Source organism: Frateuria soli (genome assembly GCF_021117385.1).
Classification (GTDB): Bacteria; Pseudomonadota; Gammaproteobacteria; order Xanthomonadales; family Rhodanobacteraceae; genus Frateuria_A; species Frateuria_A soli.
The window spans coordinates 2,541,061-2,559,482 of sequence record NZ_CP088252.1 but is presented as its reverse complement, the minus strand read 5'-3'; the positions used below and the strand labels follow the sequence as shown (position 1 = coordinate 2,559,482).

At 69.0% G+C, this 18,422-nt stretch carries 13 protein-coding genes; 9 read left to right on the top strand and 4 right to left on the bottom strand.

Features of this window, described 5'->3' with window-relative positions; translation table 11 throughout:
• Nucleotides 1-8: 8 nt before the first annotated feature.
• Nucleotides 9-1,058 (bottom strand): LacI family DNA-binding transcriptional regulator, encoded by a 1,050-nt coding sequence (locus LQ771_RS11790; RefSeq protein WP_231349607.1) that lies wholly within the window; start codon nt 1,056-1,058, stop codon nt 9-11.
• A gap of 143 nt (nt 1,059-1,201) precedes the next feature.
• Here LQ771_RS11790 and LQ771_RS11785 point away from each other — a divergent pair, with 143 nt between their 5' ends.
• The 4 genes from LQ771_RS11785 (at nt 1,202) to LQ771_RS11770 (ending at nt 7,698) form a co-directional block, all read left to right on the top strand.
• Nucleotides 1,202-3,466 carry a GH92 family glycosyl hydrolase gene (locus LQ771_RS11785; protein ID WP_231349606.1) on the top strand — a complete coding sequence of 755 codons (2,265 nt, stop codon included), beginning with the start codon at nt 1,202-1,204 and terminating at the stop codon, nt 3,464-3,466.
• 396 nt (nt 3,467-3,862) lie between these two features.
• The gene (locus LQ771_RS11780; RefSeq protein WP_425491351.1) at nt 3,863-5,635 is read left to right on the top strand and encodes an ATP-binding protein; all 1,773 of its coding nucleotides are present in this window, start codon (nt 3,863-3,865) and stop codon (nt 5,633-5,635) included.
• Nucleotides 5,632-6,078: a response regulator gene (locus LQ771_RS11775; protein WP_231349604.1), complete on the top strand. Its 447-nt coding sequence runs from the start codon at nt 5,632-5,634 to the stop codon at nt 6,076-6,078. Before LQ771_RS11780 ends, LQ771_RS11775 begins: the two co-directional genes overlap by 4 nt.
• A gap of 45 nt (nt 6,079-6,123) precedes the next feature.
• Nucleotides 6,124-7,698, top strand: a complete 1,575-nt coding sequence (locus LQ771_RS11770) for a hybrid sensor histidine kinase/response regulator (protein WP_231349603.1) — start codon at nt 6,124-6,126, stop codon at nt 7,696-7,698.
• Nucleotides 7,699-7,846: 148 nt separating this feature from the next.
• On the opposite strand, the gene LQ771_RS11765 is transcribed toward LQ771_RS11770, so the two are convergent.
• Nucleotides 7,847-9,262 carry a sigma-54-dependent transcriptional regulator gene (locus tag LQ771_RS11765; protein ID WP_231349602.1) on the bottom strand — a complete coding sequence of 472 codons (1,416 nt, stop codon included), beginning with the start codon at nt 9,260-9,262 and terminating at the stop codon, nt 7,847-7,849.
• 312 nt (nt 9,263-9,574) lie between these two features.
• Nucleotides 9,575-11,155 carry a sensor histidine kinase gene (locus LQ771_RS11760; RefSeq protein WP_231351903.1) on the bottom strand — a complete coding sequence of 527 codons (1,581 nt, stop codon included), beginning with the start codon at nt 11,153-11,155 and terminating at the stop codon, nt 9,575-9,577.
• A 335-nt stretch (nt 11,156-11,490) separates the two neighbouring features.
• On the opposite strand from LQ771_RS11760, the gene sucC reads away from it, so the two are divergent.
• The 3 genes from sucC to LQ771_RS11745 all read left to right on the top strand — a co-directional run bounded on the left by sucC (nt 11,491) and on the right by LQ771_RS11745 (nt 15,584).
• Nucleotides 11,491-12,651: an ADP-forming succinate--CoA ligase subunit beta gene (gene sucC, locus LQ771_RS11755; protein ID WP_231349601.1), complete on the top strand. Its 1,161-nt coding sequence runs from the start codon at nt 11,491-11,493 to the stop codon at nt 12,649-12,651.
• A gap of 111 nt (nt 12,652-12,762) precedes the next feature.
• Entirely contained in the window at nt 12,763-13,635 is an 873-nt protein-coding gene (sucD, locus tag LQ771_RS11750; RefSeq protein ID WP_091334145.1) for a succinate--CoA ligase subunit alpha, read from the top strand.
• 242 nt (nt 13,636-13,877) lie between these two features.
• Entirely contained in the window at nt 13,878-15,584 is a 1,707-nt protein-coding gene (locus tag LQ771_RS11745; RefSeq protein ID WP_231349600.1) for an NAD+ synthase, read from the top strand.
• Nucleotides 15,585-15,683: 99 nt separating this feature from the next.
• Here LQ771_RS11745 and LQ771_RS11740 read toward each other — a convergent pair whose 3' ends face one another.
• Nucleotides 15,684-16,511, bottom strand: coding sequence for an outer membrane protein assembly factor BamD (locus LQ771_RS11740; protein ID WP_231349599.1), 828 nt, complete (start codon nt 16,509-16,511; stop codon nt 15,684-15,686).
• 68 nt (nt 16,512-16,579) lie between these two features.
• Between LQ771_RS11740 and rluD the strand changes: the two genes are divergently transcribed.
• Nucleotides 16,580-17,548 (top strand): 23S rRNA pseudouridine(1911/1915/1917) synthase RluD, encoded by a 969-nt coding sequence (rluD, locus tag LQ771_RS11735; protein WP_231349598.1) that lies wholly within the window; start codon nt 16,580-16,582, stop codon nt 17,546-17,548.
• Between the two features lie 78 nt (nt 17,549-17,626).
• Nucleotides 17,627-18,370 (top strand): peptidoglycan editing factor PgeF, encoded by a 744-nt coding sequence (gene pgeF, locus LQ771_RS11730; protein ID WP_231349597.1) that lies wholly within the window; start codon nt 17,627-17,629, stop codon nt 18,368-18,370.
• Nucleotides 18,371-18,422 lie beyond the last annotated feature (52 nt).

Sequence of the window (18,422 nt, the reverse complement as noted above, 5' to 3'; positions counted from 1 at the left end):
CGGTCCGGTCAGGCGATGGGCGGGCAACTGCTGGCGCGGATGACCAGCTTGACCGGAGCGACGATGCGCCTTGTTTCGGCCTCCGGGTCGCGCAGCCGCTCCAGCAGCATCTGCGCGGCCTGGCGACCGCGCGCGCGCGGCGCCGCAGCGAGCGTCGTGAGCGACGGGGTGGCAAGCGCGGCTTCGGCGATGTCGTCGAAGCCGGTGAGGGCGAAGTCGCGACCCGGCACCAGCCCGCGCTCGGCCAGGCCATGCATCAGGCCCAGCGCCACCGCGTCGTTGTAGCAGACCGCCGCGGTGGGCGCCGGATCGGCCTCGAACAGCGCTTCGGCGCAGCGGGCCGCATCCAGGCGGGTGGGCAGGCACTCGACTTCCCAGTGCGGTGCGACCTGCAGCCCGGCGGCCTTCATCGCTTCGCGATAGCCTGCGCGGCGTTGCCGGCAGGACGAGGAATCCCCATGGCCGCCGAAAAAGGCGATGCGCCGGTGGCCCTGCGCGATCAGGTGCGCGGTCGCTTCGCGCGCGCCCTGCTGGTTGTCCAGCGCGAGCGAGTCCCAGTGCGCGTACTCCGGCTGCTCGCCGCTGAGCTCGCGGTTGAACACCAGCAGCGGCGTGCGCGCGCCGACCGCGGCCAGCACCTGGCTGGCGTCGCTGCCCTCGGCGGGCGAGAGGATGATGCCGCCGGGTCCGTGCTCGATCAGCGAGCCGAGCACCGCCTGCTCGCGCCTGGGCGATTCGCTGGAGGAGCCCAGCAGCGTGACCATGCCGGCCTCGCCGACCACGTCGTCCACGCCGGCGGCGAACTCGGCGAAGAAGGGGTTGGCCAGTTCGTTGATCACCAGGGCGATCGACGAGGAGGTGCGCCGGCGCAGGTTGGCGGCGGCGCGGTTGTAGACGTAGCCCTGGCGGCGCAGCTCCTCCTCGACGCGGGCGCGGGTGTCCTTGTTGACCAGCGGGCTGTCGCGCAGCACCAGCGACACGGTGGCGCGCGATACGCCGCAGGCCGCGGCGATGTCGCGCACGGTGACCTTGCGGCCGAGCGGGGTGTTGCTTTCCATTGGGCACCCGGTGGAAAAGACGGTTTGGAACGATCCAAATCTAGCCGATCCTGAGCGAACCGGCTTCACGCAGCGCAACATGCGCGACCGGCGGCACGCTGCTAGCGTAGGAATTTGGAACGATCCAAATGGAGCCCGCCCCGATGGCCGCCCGCCTGTCCTGCCTCGCCTTCGTCCTGGCCCTCGCGCCCGGCCTTGCCCTTGCAGCTGCCGGTCACGCCGGCGAGGTCGATCCGCGCATCGGCACCGGCGGCGACGGCCATACGTTTCCGGGTGCCACGGTGCCCTTCGGCATGATCCAGCTCTCGCCCGACACGGCGATGCCGGACTTCAAGCACGCCTACAAGTGGGCCGCCGGCTATCAGTACGGCGACGGCAGCATCATGGGTTTCTCGCACACGCACTTCTCCGGTTCCGGCCATTCGGACCTGGGCGACGTGCTGGTGATGCCGGTCGCCGGCGAGGTGAAGCTCGATCCGGGCGATCCGTCCAGCCCGGGGAGTGGCTACCGCTCCCGCTTCGACCACGCCACGGAAGTCGCGCAGGCCGGCTACTACGCCGTGACCCTGGCCGACTACGGCATCCGCGCCGAGCTGACTGCCGGCCGTCGCGTCGGCTGGCACCGCTACACCTTCCCCAAAGACAGGAGCGCGCACCTGCTGCTGGATCTTCGTCCCAGCATCTACGACTACCCGGGCAAGGTGCTGTGGTCGCGCCTGCAGGTGCACGAGGATGGCACCGTCACCGGCTGCCGGACCACCCGCGGCTGGGCGCCGGGGCGCGAGCTGTGCTTCGCCATGCGCTTCAACCAGCCGATCGCCGCGCGCACCTTGTACGACCGCGAGAACGACGTGGTCTACAAGGGCTTCAAGGGTCCGGGCAACCAGCCGGTCGACCATGATGCGCAGAACGGCCGCGCGCTGGTGGGCGTGTTCGACTTCGGCGTGCTGAAGGAGCCGCTGGAACTGAAGGTGGCGATCTCGCCGGTGAGCGCGGCCAATGCCGTGGCCAACCTGGATGCGGGCGGCAAGGGCTGGGACTTCGACGCTCGCCGTGCGCAGGCGAAGGCCGCGTGGGACAAGGCGCTGGCGGTGGTCGACGTCGAGGCACCGGCCACCGTGCGAAAACAGTTCTATACCGCGCTCTACCACGCCATGCTCTCGCCCACGCTGAGCATGGACGTCAATGGCGAATACCGCGGCCCCGACCATGCGGTGCACCGGGCCGACGGCTACGAGTTCTACTCGACCTGGTCGCTGTGGGACGTCTACCGCGCACAGCAGCCGCTGATGGTCTTGCTCAACCCCGGGCGCAGCAGCGACTTCATCCGCTCGCTGGTCGCCGCGCGCGAGGCCAGCCCGTTCGGCATCCTGCCGGTGTGGGCGTACCAGGGCCTGGAGACCTGGTGCATGATCGGCTACCACGCCGTGCCGGTGATCGCCGACGCCTGGATCAAGGGCGTGCGCGGTTTCGATGCGGACAAGGCCCTGCAAGCCATGGTCGCCAGCGCCACCTATGCCCCGTATGGGGACCTGGCCGACTACATGCGGCTGGGCTACGTGCCGATCGACAAGGAACCGGAAGGCGCCTCCAAGACGCTCGAGTACGCCTATGACGACTGGTCGCTGGCACAGATGGCCAAGGCGATGGGGCGCCACGATGTCGCCGCCGCCTTCGAAAAGCGCGCCGGCAACTGGAAGAACGCCTGGGACCCCGGCACCGGCTTCATGCGCGCGCGGCTGTCGGACGGCCAGTTCCGCACACCCTTCGACCCGGCCGCCGCCGGCTACGGCACCGACTACACCGAGGGCAACGCCTACCAGTACTCCTGGTACGTCCCGCAGGACGTTCCGGGGCTGATCCAGGCGATGGGCGGAAATGCGAAGTTCATCCAGCGACTGGACCAGGTGTTCGACGCCCGGATCGACCCGGCGCATTTCAAGCACGTGGAAGACATCACCGGCCTGATCGGCTGGTATGCCCATGGCAACGAGCCCAGCCACCACATCGCCTACCTGTACGACTACGCCGGCGCGCCGTGGAAGACGCAGCAGCGGCTCAAGCAGATCATGGACAGCCAGTACGCCGCGCGACCCGACGGGCTCTCGGGCAATGACGACCTGGGCCAGATGTCGGCCTGGTACGTGTTCACCGCGATGGGCTTCTACCCGGTGACGCCCGGCAGCGACATCTACGCCATCGGCCGGCCGTTCGTGGAGCGGGCCACGCTGCATCTGGCCAACGGCAAGGACTTCACCGTCAGCGCAGCGCCGCTGGACGACGCGCACCCGTATGTCGGGCAGATCACCTTGAACGGCAGGCCGCTGGACGGACCCTTTCTGCACCATGCGCAGATCCTCGCGGGCGGCGAGCTGCAATTCCGCATGCAGGCCGAACCGGCGCGCTGACGCTGCCCGGACTCCTTCGCCGGGGGTAGGGCGCGGCTGGCGGCCCCCGCGGGCGCGGGCGCTCTTGAACCCTCCCCCCGTTGGCGGCGGACCGGGTGGGGAGCCGGGGCTCGCGGGGGCGATCGCGGGCAAGGGGCTCCAGGACTTTCCACCAGGCGGCCAGTGCGGCCCGGATCCGGACCCGCCCCGCAGAAGGAGGGGAAGGGGTGCACGCCATCACCCGCCACTAACGCGGCGTGGGCTTTCATTACACGTTTACCGGCCGGGAGCGATAGGCCGTAAGCTCCGTCTGGTCGACGCGCCGTGAGGAATCCTCCCCGCATGCCCAGCCGCCATCGCGCCCTGCTGCCCGAGCTCCGCCGCGGCCTGTACCGCTGGCGCGTGCCCCGCTGGCGGATGGCCGGGCTGCTGAGTGCCGTGCTGGTGATCGTGCTGCTGCCCTACCTGGCTACGCGCACCAGTCACGAGGACGCGATGGAGGCGGGCCATCTGGTCACGCATTCGTCGGAGGTCAAGTCGCTTACCTACCGCATCGCCTACGTGACCCGCAGCAGCGAGGCGGCGATCTTCCGCCTGCTCGAGGGCGGAAAGGAGCCCAAGCTGCTCGACAAGGCGCGCCAGGCGGGCAACGACGTGCCCGCCCTGCTCGGCCAGTTGAGCGACATGACCCGCGACAATCCCGCCCAGCAGGCCGCGATCGGCTCGCTGGGCAACGTGGTCAACGGCCGCCTGGCGCTGCTCGAGCAGGCGCTCGCGCGCATCCAGCACGGCGACCGGTCCGGCGCGGTGGCGGCCCTGCATGACGCGGGCACGCTGTTTCCGATGGACGACCAGATCGATACCGTCGTGCGCAACGAGGGCACCATCCTGATGGAGCGCCGCGCGCATGCCCGGCGCAGCGCCTTCGAGAGCGCGCTGGTGCTGACGATCACCTCGATCGCACAGATCGTGCTGCTGTCGATCGTGGTGGTCGTGTCCGAGCGCCAGATCGCCCGGCGCATGCGCGCCGAGACGCGCGAAAGCCAGGCGGTGCGCCGCGCGCAGATGATCCTGCAGGCGGTGCGCGAGCCGATTGCGCTGCTCAACGCGCAGCTGTGCACCCTGCTGGTGAACACCGCCTTCAGCGAGCTGTACGGCCTGCCGCAGGAGGAGCAACGCGAGTTGCGCCCGCTGCAGGAGGTGGGCGAGGGCGCCTGGACCGACGGCGCGCTGCTGCAGCGCCTGCGTGACGTGCTGCTGCACGACCGCGAGCTGTGGGATTACGAGCTGGTCCAGCGCACGGTCGGCGGGATCGACCGCCACGTCATGGTCAACGCTCGCCGCCTGCAGCAGCACGAGGGCGAGCAGCCGGTGCTGCTGCTGACCATCAGCGACGTCACCGCGCGCGCGCTGGTCGAGCAGCAGGTGAAGGAGCTCAACCGCCAGCTCGAGGGCAAGGTGGAACAGATCTCCGACGTCAACCGCGAGCTGGAGGCCTTCAGCTACTCGGTCTCGCACGACCTGCGCGCGCCCCTGCGCCACATCGCCGGTTTCACCGGCAAGCTCAAGCGCCACCTGGACGAGCATCTGGACGAAACCTCCGCCCACTACCTGGACGTCATCGCCACCTCGGCCACGCGCATGGCGCAGCTGATCGACGACCTGCTGGTGTTTTCCCGCCTGGGCCGCGGCGCGCTGCGGCTGCAGGCGGTGGACATGCAGTCGCTGGTCGACGAGGCGCGGGCGCTGGCCGTGTCGGAGGCGGGCGACCGGCGCATCGAATGGACCATCAGTCCGCTGCCGATCGTGATCGGCGACGAGAACATGCTGCGCACGGTCTGGCAGAATCTGATCGGCAACGCGGTCAAGTACACCGGCCGGCGCGAGGTGGCGAAGATCGCCATCGACATGAACCGTGACCGCGACGGTGAATACGTCTTCACGGTGGCGGACAACGGCGCCGGGTTCAATATGGAGTACGCCGGCAAGCTGTTCGGCGTGTTCCAGCGCTTGCACCGCGCCTCCGAATTTCCTGGCAACGGCATCGGTCTGGCCAACGTGCGCCGCATCGTCGCGCGCCATGGCGGCCGGGTCTGGGCCGAGGCGGAACCGGACCGCGGTGCCAGCTTCCATTTCTCGTTGCCAGCCACCGAACTGGCCGAGGCGCGCACCACGAGGCTTCCGTCATGAACAACCGTCACCTGGGTTCCGTGCTGCTGGTCGAGGACAGCCCGGCCGACGCCGAGATGGCCATGGACGCGCTGCGCGAGGCGAACCTGGCCAATCCCGTGGTGCACGTGGAAGATGGCGTCGACTGCCTGGACTACCTGCATTGCCGCGGGCCCTGGCTGGGCCGGGACGACGTCGATCCATCGGTGATCCTGCTCGACATCAAGATGCCGCGCATGAACGGGCTGGAAGTGCTCACCCGGCTGCGCGCGGACGAGCGGTGGCGGCTGATCCCGGTGGTGATTCTGTCCTCCTCGCGCGAGGAGAGCGACCTGGCGCGCAGCTGGGACCTGGGCGTGAATGCCTACGTGATCAAGCCGGTGGACGTGGACCAGTTCTTCGAGGCGGTGCGAACGCTGGGCCGGTTCTGGGCCGTGCTCAACCAGTTGCCCGAGCACGAATGACGCGGGTGCTGGACGAAGGAACGAAACAGGAGCGCAATAGACTGCATGCCGAACGCCACCACACGCCCGCTTCCCACCATCCGCATCCTGCAGGTCGAGGATGATCCGATCGATGCGGAGCTGATCCAGGCGGAACTCGACGCCGACGGCATCGATTACCAGGTGCGACTGGTCGACGACGAGGCCGGCTACACCGCGTGCCTGAAGGAATTCGAGCCGGACATCGTACTGTCGGACCTGAGCCTGCCCGGCTTCTCCGGCCAGCGCGCGCTGGAGCTGCTGCGCAGGCACGACGAGGACCTGCCCTTCATCTATGTCTCGGCCACGCTGGGCGAGGAGGCGGCCGTCGAGGCGTTGCGCAACGGCGCCACCGACTACATCCTCAAGCAGAATCCCACCCGCCTTGCCAGCGCCGTGCGCCGTGCACTGGCCGAGGCCGATGCGCTGCGTGCCAAGCGCCGCGCCGAGGCCGAACTGATCCGTGCCCAACGCTTCGAGAGCCTGGCCATGCTCGCCGGCGGCCTGAGCCACGACCTGCGCAACCTGCTGCAACCGCTGCTGCTGGCCGGCGACAGCCTGCAGGACTACCAGGACGATCCGCGCCTGGCACGCCTGGGGGCCCTGGTGCGCGATTGTGGCCGGCGCGGATTGCAGATGGTGCAGTCGATGCTTTCCTTCGCCCGCGGCGCGCGGCGCGCCGAACAGGTCCGCGTGGGCGCATTGATGGACGCGCTCGGCCTGCTGTTGCGTGGCAGCGTGCCGCGCGCGGTGAAGATGGACGTGGAAGTCGGCGACCGCGACCTCACCTTCGAGGGCAACCACACCGAACTCCAGCAGGCGCTGCTGAATCTCTGCCTCAACGCGATCCAGGCCATGGGCGAGGCGGGTGGCCACCTGCGCATCGAGGCCCGCGAGTGCGAGCTGGCCGAGGACTTCTTCCTGCAGACGGAACAGCCCCGCCCGGGAAGCTATCTGTGCCTGACCGTGGCCGACACCGGCCCCGGCATGCCACCGGAGGTGCGCGAGCATCTGTTCGAGCCGTTCTTCACCACCAAGGAGAACGGCACCGGCCTGGGCCTGCTGTCGTGCAAGCGCATCGTCGCCGGGCACAACGGCGTGATGCGGCTGGAGAGCGAAACGGGCAGGGGCACCGCCTTCCACCTCTACATCCCGATCGAGGAGCCGGAGGTCGAGGCGACGGCGGAGGAGGAGCAGGGCGAGAGCCTGCTGGGCGAAGCCGAACGCGTGCTGGTGGTGGTGGAGGAGGCCGGCCCGCTGTCGTTGCTGGTCGACATCCTCGACGGCTACGGCTACCAGCCGCACGCCAGCCAGAGCGGCACGGCCGCGCTGCAGTGGATCGAGGCGCAAGGCGTGCCCGACCTGGTAGTGATGGACGCGGACATGAACCTGTTCACCGGCGTGCGTACGCTGGCGGCGCTGATCGAGCACGGCTATCGCCGATCGGTACTGCTGCTGGCGCGCCCCGAGGCACCGCCGGACCTGGAGGAGCTGCCGCGTCTGGACCGGCTCTACCTGGTGGACAAGCCGATCAACACCCAGCAATTGCTGCGCACGATGCGGCAGGCATTGGGCGGGCAGGACGCGGGAGCGGGCGAATAACCCCCTTTCCCAGGGCGCGGCCGGAGGAGAGAGTCGGGAGAGGGGCGACCTTTGCTTTTGGCAGGTTGCCCCGAACCCTGCGCAGGAGAGCTCCCCGCAAGCCCCGGCTCCCCACCCGGCCTCTCCCCGGAGGAGAGGGAGCCAGGTGCTAGTCGATGCCGAGCTTCTTGAGCTTGTAACGCAATGCGCGGAAGGTGATGCCGAGCTTCTTCGCCGCCGCGGTCTTGTTGTAGCGCGACTCTTCCAGCGCCTTGATGATCGCCGTGCGTTCGAGGTTGCTGATGTAGTCGTCCAGCGGCACGCCGCTGCCCGGGCCGGCCGCGTGCGGCGCGGCCGGCTGCGCAGCGACCGGGGCGCCCGGCTGCGGCGCGTGCATCGCGTTGCCCGGCTCGGGCTGGCGCAGCGGACGCTGTGGCAGCATCAGGTCGGCGGCACCGATGGTGTCGCCATCGCACATCGCCATGGCGCGCTCGAGGATGTTCTCCAGCTCGCGCACGTTGCCGGGGAAGTCGTACTCCTCCAGCGCCTGCTGCGCGTCCGGCTTCAGCCGGCCGGGCGCGCCGTCGCTCTTGGCGGCCAGCGAGCGCAGGATGAAGGCGGCCAGCTGCGGCACGTCGCCGCGGCGCTCGCGCAGCGGCGGCACGCGCAGCTCGATCACGTTGATGCGGTAGAACAGGTCCTGCCGGAACTGCCCCTGCTCGACCAGCCGGCCCAGGTCCTTGTGCGTGGCCGAAAGGATGCGCACGTCCACCGGCACTTCCTCGCGCGCGCCGATCGGGCGCACCGCCTTTTCCTGGATCGCGCGCAACAGCTTGACCTGCATGTGCAGCGGCAGCTCGGCGACCTCGTCCAGGAACAGCGTGCCGCCGTGGGCCGCCTGGAACAGGCCTTCCTTGTCGGCGCTGGCGCCGGTGAAGCTGCCCTTCTTGTGGCCGAAGAATTCGCTTTCCATCAGCTCGGACGGGATCGCGCCGCAGTTGACCGGCACGAACGGCCCGCTGGCGCGCGGGCCCTGTTCGTGGATCAGGCGCGCGACCAGCTCCTTGCCCACGCCCGACTCGCCGGCGATGTACACCGGTGCCTGGTTGCGCGCGAGCTTGGCGATGGTGGCGCGTACCTGCTGCATGGCCGGGGAGTCGCCGACCAGGCGTCCGGCCGCGCCGGTCGCCGTCGCGCCGCCGCCGCTCTTGCGCTCCTCGGCCAGCTGCAGCGCGGTGCGCACCAGCCGGCGCAGCATCTGGATGTCGACCGGCTTGGAGACGAAGTCGAAGGCACCCGCCTTGAGCGCGTTCACCGCCGCATCGACGTTGCCATAGGCGGTGATCATCGCCACCGGCGTGTCCGGGTGGGTGGCGGCGATCAGTTCGATCACCTCATGGCCGGTGCCGTCGGGCAGGCGCATGTCGGTGAAGCACAAGTCGTAACTGCGTTCGCCCAGCGCCCGGCGGGCCTCGGCCACGGTGCCGACCGCTTCCACCTGCAGGTCCATGCGACCCAGCGTGATGGTAAGCAGCTCGCGGATGTCGCGTTCGTCGTCGATGACCAGGACGGTCTGTGCGGACATGGTTCTCTTTCGTCAGGCGGCAACAGCGAAAGGGTATAGCAGTTTGGCGACGCTGTGCTCTGACCCGGGGCAAGAAAGCGCGTGAGGACTGGCTTCACGCTTTGCGCTCTCTCCCCTTCGGGGAGAGGGCTTGGGGTGAGGGGCGGGGCTCGCCGTGAACCATCCTGCTCCTCTCCTCACCGACAGTGCGTCGCGGGAGAGGATGGGGGAGAGGCGGGGCTCAGCTTTTCCTTGACAGGGGCGCAGGCGAAACTTCCCGCGAGGCCCGACCCCTCACCCAACCTCCCCCCGGAGGGGAGCGGGAGCGGGATGTCAGGCCGCATCCCCGCCATCGGCCGGGTGCCTGGCCGGCGGGGTGAGGGTCAGCCGGAAACAGCTGCCGCCGCCGGCGATGCGCACGTATTCGAGCGAAGCCTGGTTGGCCTCGCTCATCTGCCTGGCCAGGTAGAGACCCAGGCCGGTGCCGTACTCGTGCGTGGTGTAGAACGGCTCGAAAATCTGCGCGGCGACCTTGGGCGCGATGCCCGGGCCGCGGTCGATCACTTCCAGGATCGGCACGCCGTGCTCGCCCTGGCGCACCACCACCATGACCCGCGCCGGCTCGCCCGGCATGCGCCCGTAGCGCAGGGCGTTCTGCACCAGGTTCCAGATGACCTGCTGCAGCTGCTGCGGATCGGCCACCGCCGCCACCGCGACGGAGCCGGTGATCACGCGCAGCGAGTCGCCGCCGATGTCGTTGCCCTGCTTGTACTCCTCGATGAAGCCGTTGGCCCAGCGCCCGAGGTCGAGCGTTTCCGGACGCGAGCGCTCGCGCCGCGAGAGCTGCAGGATGTTCTCGATGATTTCGTTCAACCGCACGCAGTGGTTGTTGATGATCTCGACCATGCGTGCGTCGCCGGCGGCGAGTTCCTTGGACTCGGCCAGCAGCTGCGCCGAGTAGCGGATCGCGGCCAGCGGGTTGCGGATCTCGTGCGCGATCGAGGCGGACAGCCGTCCCAGCGAGCTCAGGGTCAGCTCCTCCGCGCGACGCGAAAGCAGCGAGGTGTCGTCCAGGAAGATCAGCACGTGCGAGTCGTCGTTCGGCGCCAGGCGGGTGAAGCGCGGCACCACCTCGGGCACGCCGTCGGCCAGCTGGGTGGCGGTTTCGTCGAGCTTGCCCGAGGTCATCCAGTGGTAGAGCCGGCGCGAGAGTTCGGGCGCCAGCTTGCCCAGGTCGCGCTGGTCGGCCGGCGGGTTGCCCAGCAGCATCCAGGCCGACTCGTTCAACTGGTGGATGCGGTTGGCATCGTCCACCAGCAGCACGCCGGTCTTCATGCGGCGGATGATCAGTTCGTTGACCTGCGAGAGGTTGGCCAGGTCCAGGCTGCGCTGTTCGGCCAGTGCCTCGGTCGCGCGCAGCTGGCGGCCCAGCACGTGGCAGAGCGTGGTGGTGGCGAAGTAGGCCACGCCCAGCAGGCCTGATTCGAGCAGGTCGCCATCACCGTGCGCCTCGGCGAGCAGCGTGTGGCCGAGCATGCCCAGCGTGGCCAGCGCGGCGAAGAAGCACGAAAGCCGCAGCGGCAGCACCAGCGCGCCGGTGGAAAGGTTCACCGCCAGCATCATCGCGATGCCGATGCGCGCATCGTGGATCAGCCAGGCGGCCAGCACCGCCACCATGATGTCCACCACCAGCGCGCCGGAGACCACCAGCCGTGCGTTGGCCATCGCGTTGCGGGTCTGCACCAGCATGCCCAGGGCGAACAGCAGGTAGACCCCGATCACCACGTAAGCCAGCAGCGGCTGGTCGACGGTCGGCCAGGTCAGCCTCGGCGAGCTCAGCGCCAGGCCCGTGTAGACCAGTGCCTGCGCGAGCCGGAAATAGTTGAGGAAGAACAGTTCGTGGCGGATCGCCATCGCCGGCGGGCGAACGGGCTGGAAAACGGGCGGTTCGACGGTGGGTATCGTGGAGGGCACGTTGGCGGCTTCGGCGCGGCGTTCGGTCGAGTATAGACAGGCCCGCGCGCACTGCCAGCGGCCGGGCGGATGGAGCGGCGGCCGGTCGGCACTTTCCATCAAGGGCGCCTTTGCGCGAAAATGCGCGGCCGTATTGCGCGATTCCCGCCCGGTGACCCGGAGCAGCGCGCACTGCACGCCGGCAGGGCGTCCCAAAGCCGCCGTCCGATCTCCCGCGCCCACGCCGCCAAGGTGCGTGCGGCCGATACGTTTCCCCGTTCGCTCGAGGTATAGGAATGAATTTCCACGAGTACCAGGCCAAAGAGCTGTTCGCGCAGTACGGCATCGCCGTGCCGCCGGGCAAGGTTGCCAACTCCCCCGATGCCGCCGTCGACGCCGCCAAGGCGCTGGGCGGCTCGCAGTGGATGGTCAAGGCGCAGATCCACGCAGGCGGCCGCGGCAAGGCCGGCGGCGTCAAGTTCTGCAAGAGCCTCGACGACGTGCGCGCCGCCGCCAAGGGCATGCTGGGCACCAACATGGCCACCTACCAGTCCGCCGGCCGCGCGCTTCCGGTCAACCTGGTGCTGGTGACCGACGCGACCAACATCGCCAAGGAGCTCTACCTGTCGGTGCTGGTCGACCGTGATTCGAAGGCGGTCTCCTTCATCGCCTCCAAGCACGGCGGCGTCGACATCGAGCAGGTCGCCCGCGATACCCCCGAGGACATCCACACCATCGTGGTGGACTTCGTCGAGGGCCTGCAGCCCTACCAGTGCCGCAACCTCGGCTTCGCGATGGATCTCAATCCGAAGCAGGTCAACCAGCTGACCAAGATCATGCTGGGCCTGTACAAGCTGTTCAACGAGAAGGACCTGTCGCTGGTCGAGCTCAACCCGCTGGCGATCCTCGAGGACGGCAACCTGGCCGCGCTCGACGGCAAGGTGAACTCCGACGACAACGCCGACTTCCGTCATCCGGAGCTGGTCGCCATGCGCGACCTGACCCAGGAAGACCAGGCCGAGGCGGCCGCGGTGCAGCACAACCTCAACTACGTGACCATGGACGGCTCGATCGGCTGCATGGTCAACGGCGCGGGCCTGGCGATGGCGACCATGGACGTGATCAAGCTGGCGGGCGGCGAGCCGGCCAACTTCCTCGACGTCGGCGGCGGTGCGACCAAGGAGCGCGTGACCGAGGCGTTCAAGCTGATCCTCTCCTCCGACAAGGTGAAGGCCATCCTGGTCAATATCTTCGGCGGCATCGTGCGCTGCGACCTGATCGCCGAGGGCATCATCGCCGCGGTGAAGGAAGTGGGCCTGACCATCCCGGTGGTCGTGCGCCTGCAGGGCACCAACGTGGAGAAGGGCCGCGAACTGCTGGCCAACTCCGGCCTGGCGATCACGCCGGCCGACGATCTCAACGACGCGGCCCAGAAAGCCGTCGCCGCCGCCAAGTAACCCCATCCCTGTGGGAGCCCGCTTTGCGGGCGATGTCCTTCCGGCGCGCATCAGGGCAACGGCATCGCCCGCAAGCGGGCTCCTACAAGAGAGAAGAACAGGAACCTATCCATGAGCGTTCTCGTCAACAAGAACACCAAGGTGCTGGTGCAGGGCTTCACCGGCCAGCAGGGCACCTTCCACGCCGAACAGGCGATCGACTACGGCACCAAGGTCGTCGGCGGCGTGACCCCCGGCAAGGGCGGTTCCGAGCACATCGGCCTGCCGGTCTTCAATTCGATGGACGAAGCGGTCGCCGAAACCGGCGCCGACGCATCGGTGATCTTCGTGCCGCCGCCGTTCGCGGCCGACTCGATCCTGGAGGCGATCGACGCGGGCATCCGCGTGATCGTGGCGATCACCGAGGGCATCCCGGTACTGGACATGCTGCGCGTCAAGAACGTCCTCGCGCAGCATCCGGAAACCGTGCTGATCGGCCCGAACTGCCCCGGCATCATCACCCCGGGCGAGTGCAAGATCGGCATCATGCCGGGCCACATCCACAAGCCGGGCAAGGTCGGCATCGTGTCGCGCTCCGGCACGCTGACCTATGAGGCGGTATTCCAGACCACCAACGAGGGCCTGGGCCAGTCCACCTGCATCGGCATCGGCGGCGACCCGATCAACGGCCTGAACTTCATCGACTGCCTGAAGCTGTTCCAGGACGATCCGCAGACCGAGGGCATCATCATGGTCGGCGAGATCGGCGGCAGCGCCGAGGAAGACGCGGCCGAGTTCATCGGCGAGTACGTGACCAAGCCGGTGGTGTCGTTCATCGCCGGCGCCTCGGCTCCGGCCGGCAAGCGCATGGGCCATGCCGGTGCGATCATCTCCGGCGGCAAGGGCACCGCGGCGGCCAAGTTCGCGGCGCTGGAAAAGGCGGGCGTGACGACCGTCAAGTCGCCGGCCGACCTGGGCAAGACGCTGGCGAAGCTGATGAAGTAAGCGCGTGTACCTCGCGCACGACGAAAGGCCACGCACCTGCGTGGCCTTTTTTTCGCCGCACCGCCAGGCCATGGAATCGCGATGCCCCCCCTGTAGGAGTCCACTTGTGGGCGATGTCCCGGTCGATATCCCGGCGGAGCGCATCGCCCACTAGTGGGCTCCTACGAGGAGGCGTGGGGGGCGTTGGCCTCCTGATGACCGGTCCCCACTATCATGGGTGACCCCCCGATGCCCGCCTGCCCATGAGCGCCCAAGTCCGCCTCGCCCTGGCCCAGTTCGACTTCACCGTCGGCGCCGTCGCCGCCAACACCACGAAGATCCGCGAGCTGATGACCCGGGCGCACGCCGGCGGCGCGGACCTGGTGGTCTTCCCCGAACTGGCGATCAGCGGCTACCCCCCGGAGGACCTGCTGATCCGCCCGAGCTTCCTGCAGGCCTGCAACGAGGCGATCGCCACGCTGGCGCAAGGCACCAACGGCCTGGCCGCGCTGGTCGGCTTCCCGCACAGCGAGGGCGAGGTCTACAATGCCGCCGCGCTGCTGCGCGAGGGCCGCATCGATTGCGTCGCGCACAAGCAGGCGCTGCCCAACTACGGCGTGTTCGACGACAAGCGCTACTTCCGCCCAGGGCATGCCAGCGCAACCGGCATGGTCAACGGCGTGCGCGTGGGGTTCCTCGTCTGCGAGGACATCTGGGAGCCGGAGCCGGCCGCGCAGGCGGCCCGCTCCGGCGCCGAACTGATCATCGTGATCAACGCCTCGCCCTGGGACGACGCCAAGCAGGCCACGCGCGAGGCGTTGCTCGTCGCGCGCGCGAAGGAAACCGGCTGCGCCATCGTCTATCTCAATCTGGTCGGCGGCCAAGACGAGGTGGTCTACGACGGCGCCTCGATGCTGGTCAACGGCGACGGCTCGATTGCCGCGCGCGCCCCCGCCTTCGTCGACGCCCTGTTGTGGGCCACCTTCGATCCGGCCACCCGTACGCTGAGCGCGCAGGACTGGCCGGTTGCCGCCGATACGCGCCCGGAGGCGGTGCTGTATGCCGCGCTGGTGCGCGGCATCCGCGACTACATCGACAAGAACGGCTTTCCGGGCGTGCTGCTCGGCCTCTCCGGCGGCATCGATTCGGCCCTGACGCTGGCGCTGGCGGTGGACGCGCTGGGCGCCGATCGCGTCACCGCGGTGATGCTGCCCACCCGCTACACCTCGAAACTCTCGCTGGACGGCGCGCGCGAACAGGCCGAGCGCCTGGGCGTGGCCTACCACGTGATCGACATCGAGCCGACCTACCAGAGCTTCCTCGCCGCACTGACGCCGGCCTTCGCCGGCAAGGCCGCCGACACCACCGAGGAGAACCTGCAGTCGCGCACCCGCGGCGTGATGCTCATGGGCCTGTCCAACAAGCACAACCACTTGCTGCTGGCCACCGGCAACAAGAGCGAGATGGCGGTCGGCTACGCCACGCTCTATGGCGACATGTGCGGCGCCTACGCGCCGCTCAAGGATGTCTACAAGACGGTGGTCTACCGGTTGGCGCGTTGGCGCAACGAGGCCGTGATGGGGGAGGCGGAATGCGGGAAGCGGGAGTCGGGATTCGGAAAAGCCGGATCCCGCGCTGCCGTGGCTCGTGCGAATCCCGATTCCCGATTCCCGATTCCCGTGGAAGTCATCGACCGCCCGCCCTCGGCCGAGCTGCGCGAAGACCAGACCGACCAGGACTCGCTGCCTCCCTACGAGGTGCTCGACGCCATCCTCAAGCGCTTCATCGAGGACGAGCAATCGCAGGCCGAGATCGCCGCCGCCGGCTTCGATCCGGACACCGTGCGCCGCGTGGCCATGCTGGTCCTGCGCAACGAGTTCAAGCGCCGCCAGGCGGCCCCCGGTCCCCGCGTGACCACCCGGGCCTTCGGCCGCGAGCGCCGCTACCCGATCACGTCCGGCTGGAAGTAGCACCTCGCAGGAGCGCATCCGTGTGCGACCGCCATCCTGCACGGCGGCGCGCGGGACGACGTTACAAAAAAAAGGCCGGCGATCCGCCGGCCTCTTTTCTCAATGGTGCCCGGAGAAGGGAATCATCTTGCGCAACGTGGACGGCGCATGAGGCCACTTCGGGTCGGTCAGGTACGGGTGGTCGGGATAGTTGAGCGCGAGCACCTTGCGCACGTTCTCGGCCTGCTCCTTCTGGTCCAGCGCCAGGTAGCTGCGGGCGAGGATGGCCAGGGCATCCCCCGTCTGCGGCGCCTGCTGGTAGTGCTCGACCACGTACTGCGCGCGGTCGGCAGAGGCCACGAAGGCCTTGTTGCGCAGGTAGAACTTGGCGACGTTGATCTCGTACTGCGCCAGGATGTTGCGCAGGTAGATCATGCGCTGGCGCGCATCGGCGGTGTAGGCGCTGTCGGGGAAGCGGCGGGCAAGTTCGGAGAAGTCGTCGAACGCCTGCAGGTTGTACGCCTGGTCGCGCCGCGCCTGCGAGCCCTCGCGCGAAATGAAGCGCTCGATCACGCCGCTGGTGCGGCCGAAATTGATCAGGCCGCGCAGGTAATAGGCATAATCGACATGTTTCTGGGTCGGGTACGTCTTGATGAAGCGGTTGATCGTCGAGTAGGCGTCGTCCGGCTGGCTGTCCTTGTACTGCGAGTAGGCCAGCTCCAGCTGCGACTGCTCGTTGTACTCGCCCGACGGAAAGCGTGCGATCAGGCGCTGGTACGCCTTGGTCGCCGCGGCGTAGTCGCCGTTCATCAGGTCGTCGTGGGCGGTGGCGTAGAGCTTCTCCACCGGCATGGTGTCGATGGTCTCGCGTTTGTGGCCGAACATCGAGCAGGCGCCCAGGGACAGGCCCAGGACCAGCACGGCGAGCAGTTTGAAGAATAAGCGCATTGGGAAATTTTTATGGATGTGATCGTGGGGATGATAGCCCAAACCGTCGGCCACCCGCGGAGGGCGGCATGACCGTCATCCGGCATCAGGCCCAGGTCCCGCTGTCGGCGGCAGGCAAGCGCTTCGACCAGGCGCTGGCCGAGATGTTCCCGGACTATTCGCGCTCGCGCCTGGCCGGCTGGATCAAGGCCGGCGGGGTGACCCTGGACGGCGCCGTGGCGCCGCCCCGCCAGCTGCTGCGTGGCGGCGAGCAGGTGCGGCTGGAGGTCGAGCTGGCCAACGAGGTGGAAAGCGCCCCCGAGGCGATCGACCTTTCCGTCGTGTACGAGGACGGACACGTGATGGTGCTGGACAAGCCAGCCGGGCTGGTGGTGCATCCGGGCGCCGGCAACCCGGCCGGCACGCTGCTCAACGCGCTGCTGCACCACGACCCCGCGCTGGCCGAGCTGCCGCGCGCGGGCATCGTGCACCGGCTGGACAAGGACACCTCCGGCCTGATGGTGGTGGCCAGGTCGCTGGCCGCGCACACCGCGCTGGTGGACATGCTCTCGCGCCATGAGGTGGAGCGGCAGTACGAAGCGGTCGTGCTCGGTACCCTGGTGGCCGGCGGCACCGTCGATGCGCCGATCGGCCGGCACATGGGCGACCGCCTGCGCCAGGCCGTGCGCGACGAGGACGACGGCAAGCACGCCATCACCCATTACCGACTGCGCGAGCGCTTCCGCGCCCACAGCCTGATCCAGTGCAACCTGGAGACTGGCCGCACGCACCAGATCCGGGTGCACATGGCGCACATCCACCACCCGCTGGTCGGCGATCCGCTGTACGGCGGCAGCCTGCGCCTGCCCAAGGGCGCGACGCCGGAGCTGGTCGCGGCCTTGCGCGGCTTCCGCCGGCAGGCGCTGCATGCCGAACGTCTGGCATTCGAGCATCCCGCGACGGGCGAGCAGATGGCGTTCGAGGCGAAGCGGCCGGCGGACATGGAGGCACTGATCGCGGCCCTGCATGCCGATGCGCTGGAGCAGCGCGAGCCTTAGCCCGCAGCCTCCGCCATCCACGGCGGGGAGGCGGGGGCTGGCGCGCTATGCTTGACGCTCCCCCGTGACGGCCATCCCATGACCGACCCCTGGATCCTCCCCGACTGGCCCGCGCCGCGTGGCGTGCACGCAGCGGTGACCACGCGCCACGGCCCCGGCGTTTCCACCGGCGACTATGCGCGCTTCAATCTCGGGCTGCGCACGGGTGACAGCCTCGAGGCGGTCGCCAGTAATCGCGACGCGTTGGGCCACGCACTCGACCTGCCGTCCGGGCCGCGCTGGTTGCGCCAGGTGCATGGCACCACCGTCGCCCAACTCGGCCCGCTCGCGAGTGACGACGAGCCGCAGGCGGACGCAGCTGTCGCCCATCTGCCCGGGACGGTCCTGGCGATCCTCACCGCCGACTGCCTGCCGGTGTTGTTCTGCAGCGAAGACGGCGCACGCATCGGCGCCGCGCATGCGGGCTGGCGCGGGCTGGCCGCGGGGGTGCTGGAGGCGACCATCGACGCGATGGGCACACCGCCCGCCCGGCTGCTGGCGTGGCTGGGACCGTGCATCGGACCGGATTCCTACGAGGTGGGCGAGGAAGTGCGGGCCGCTTTCGTGGAACGCAACGCGGAGGCCTCCACCTGTTTCAGGGCGACGCGGCCGGGGCACTGGCATTGCGGCCTGGCCAGCCTGGCGCGGCACAGGCTCGCTACGGCGGGCGTCATGCGCATCCATGGCGGCGGCTTCGACACGCTGGCGGACGAGCGCTTCTATTCCTACCGCCGGGACGGGGCCGGCAGCGGTCGCTTTGCCACCCTGGTCTGGCGCGACTGAGGTTGCCGCCGGGGCCTCGTCGCGGGACTTGCGGGGATGTTCTTCCGCGGCG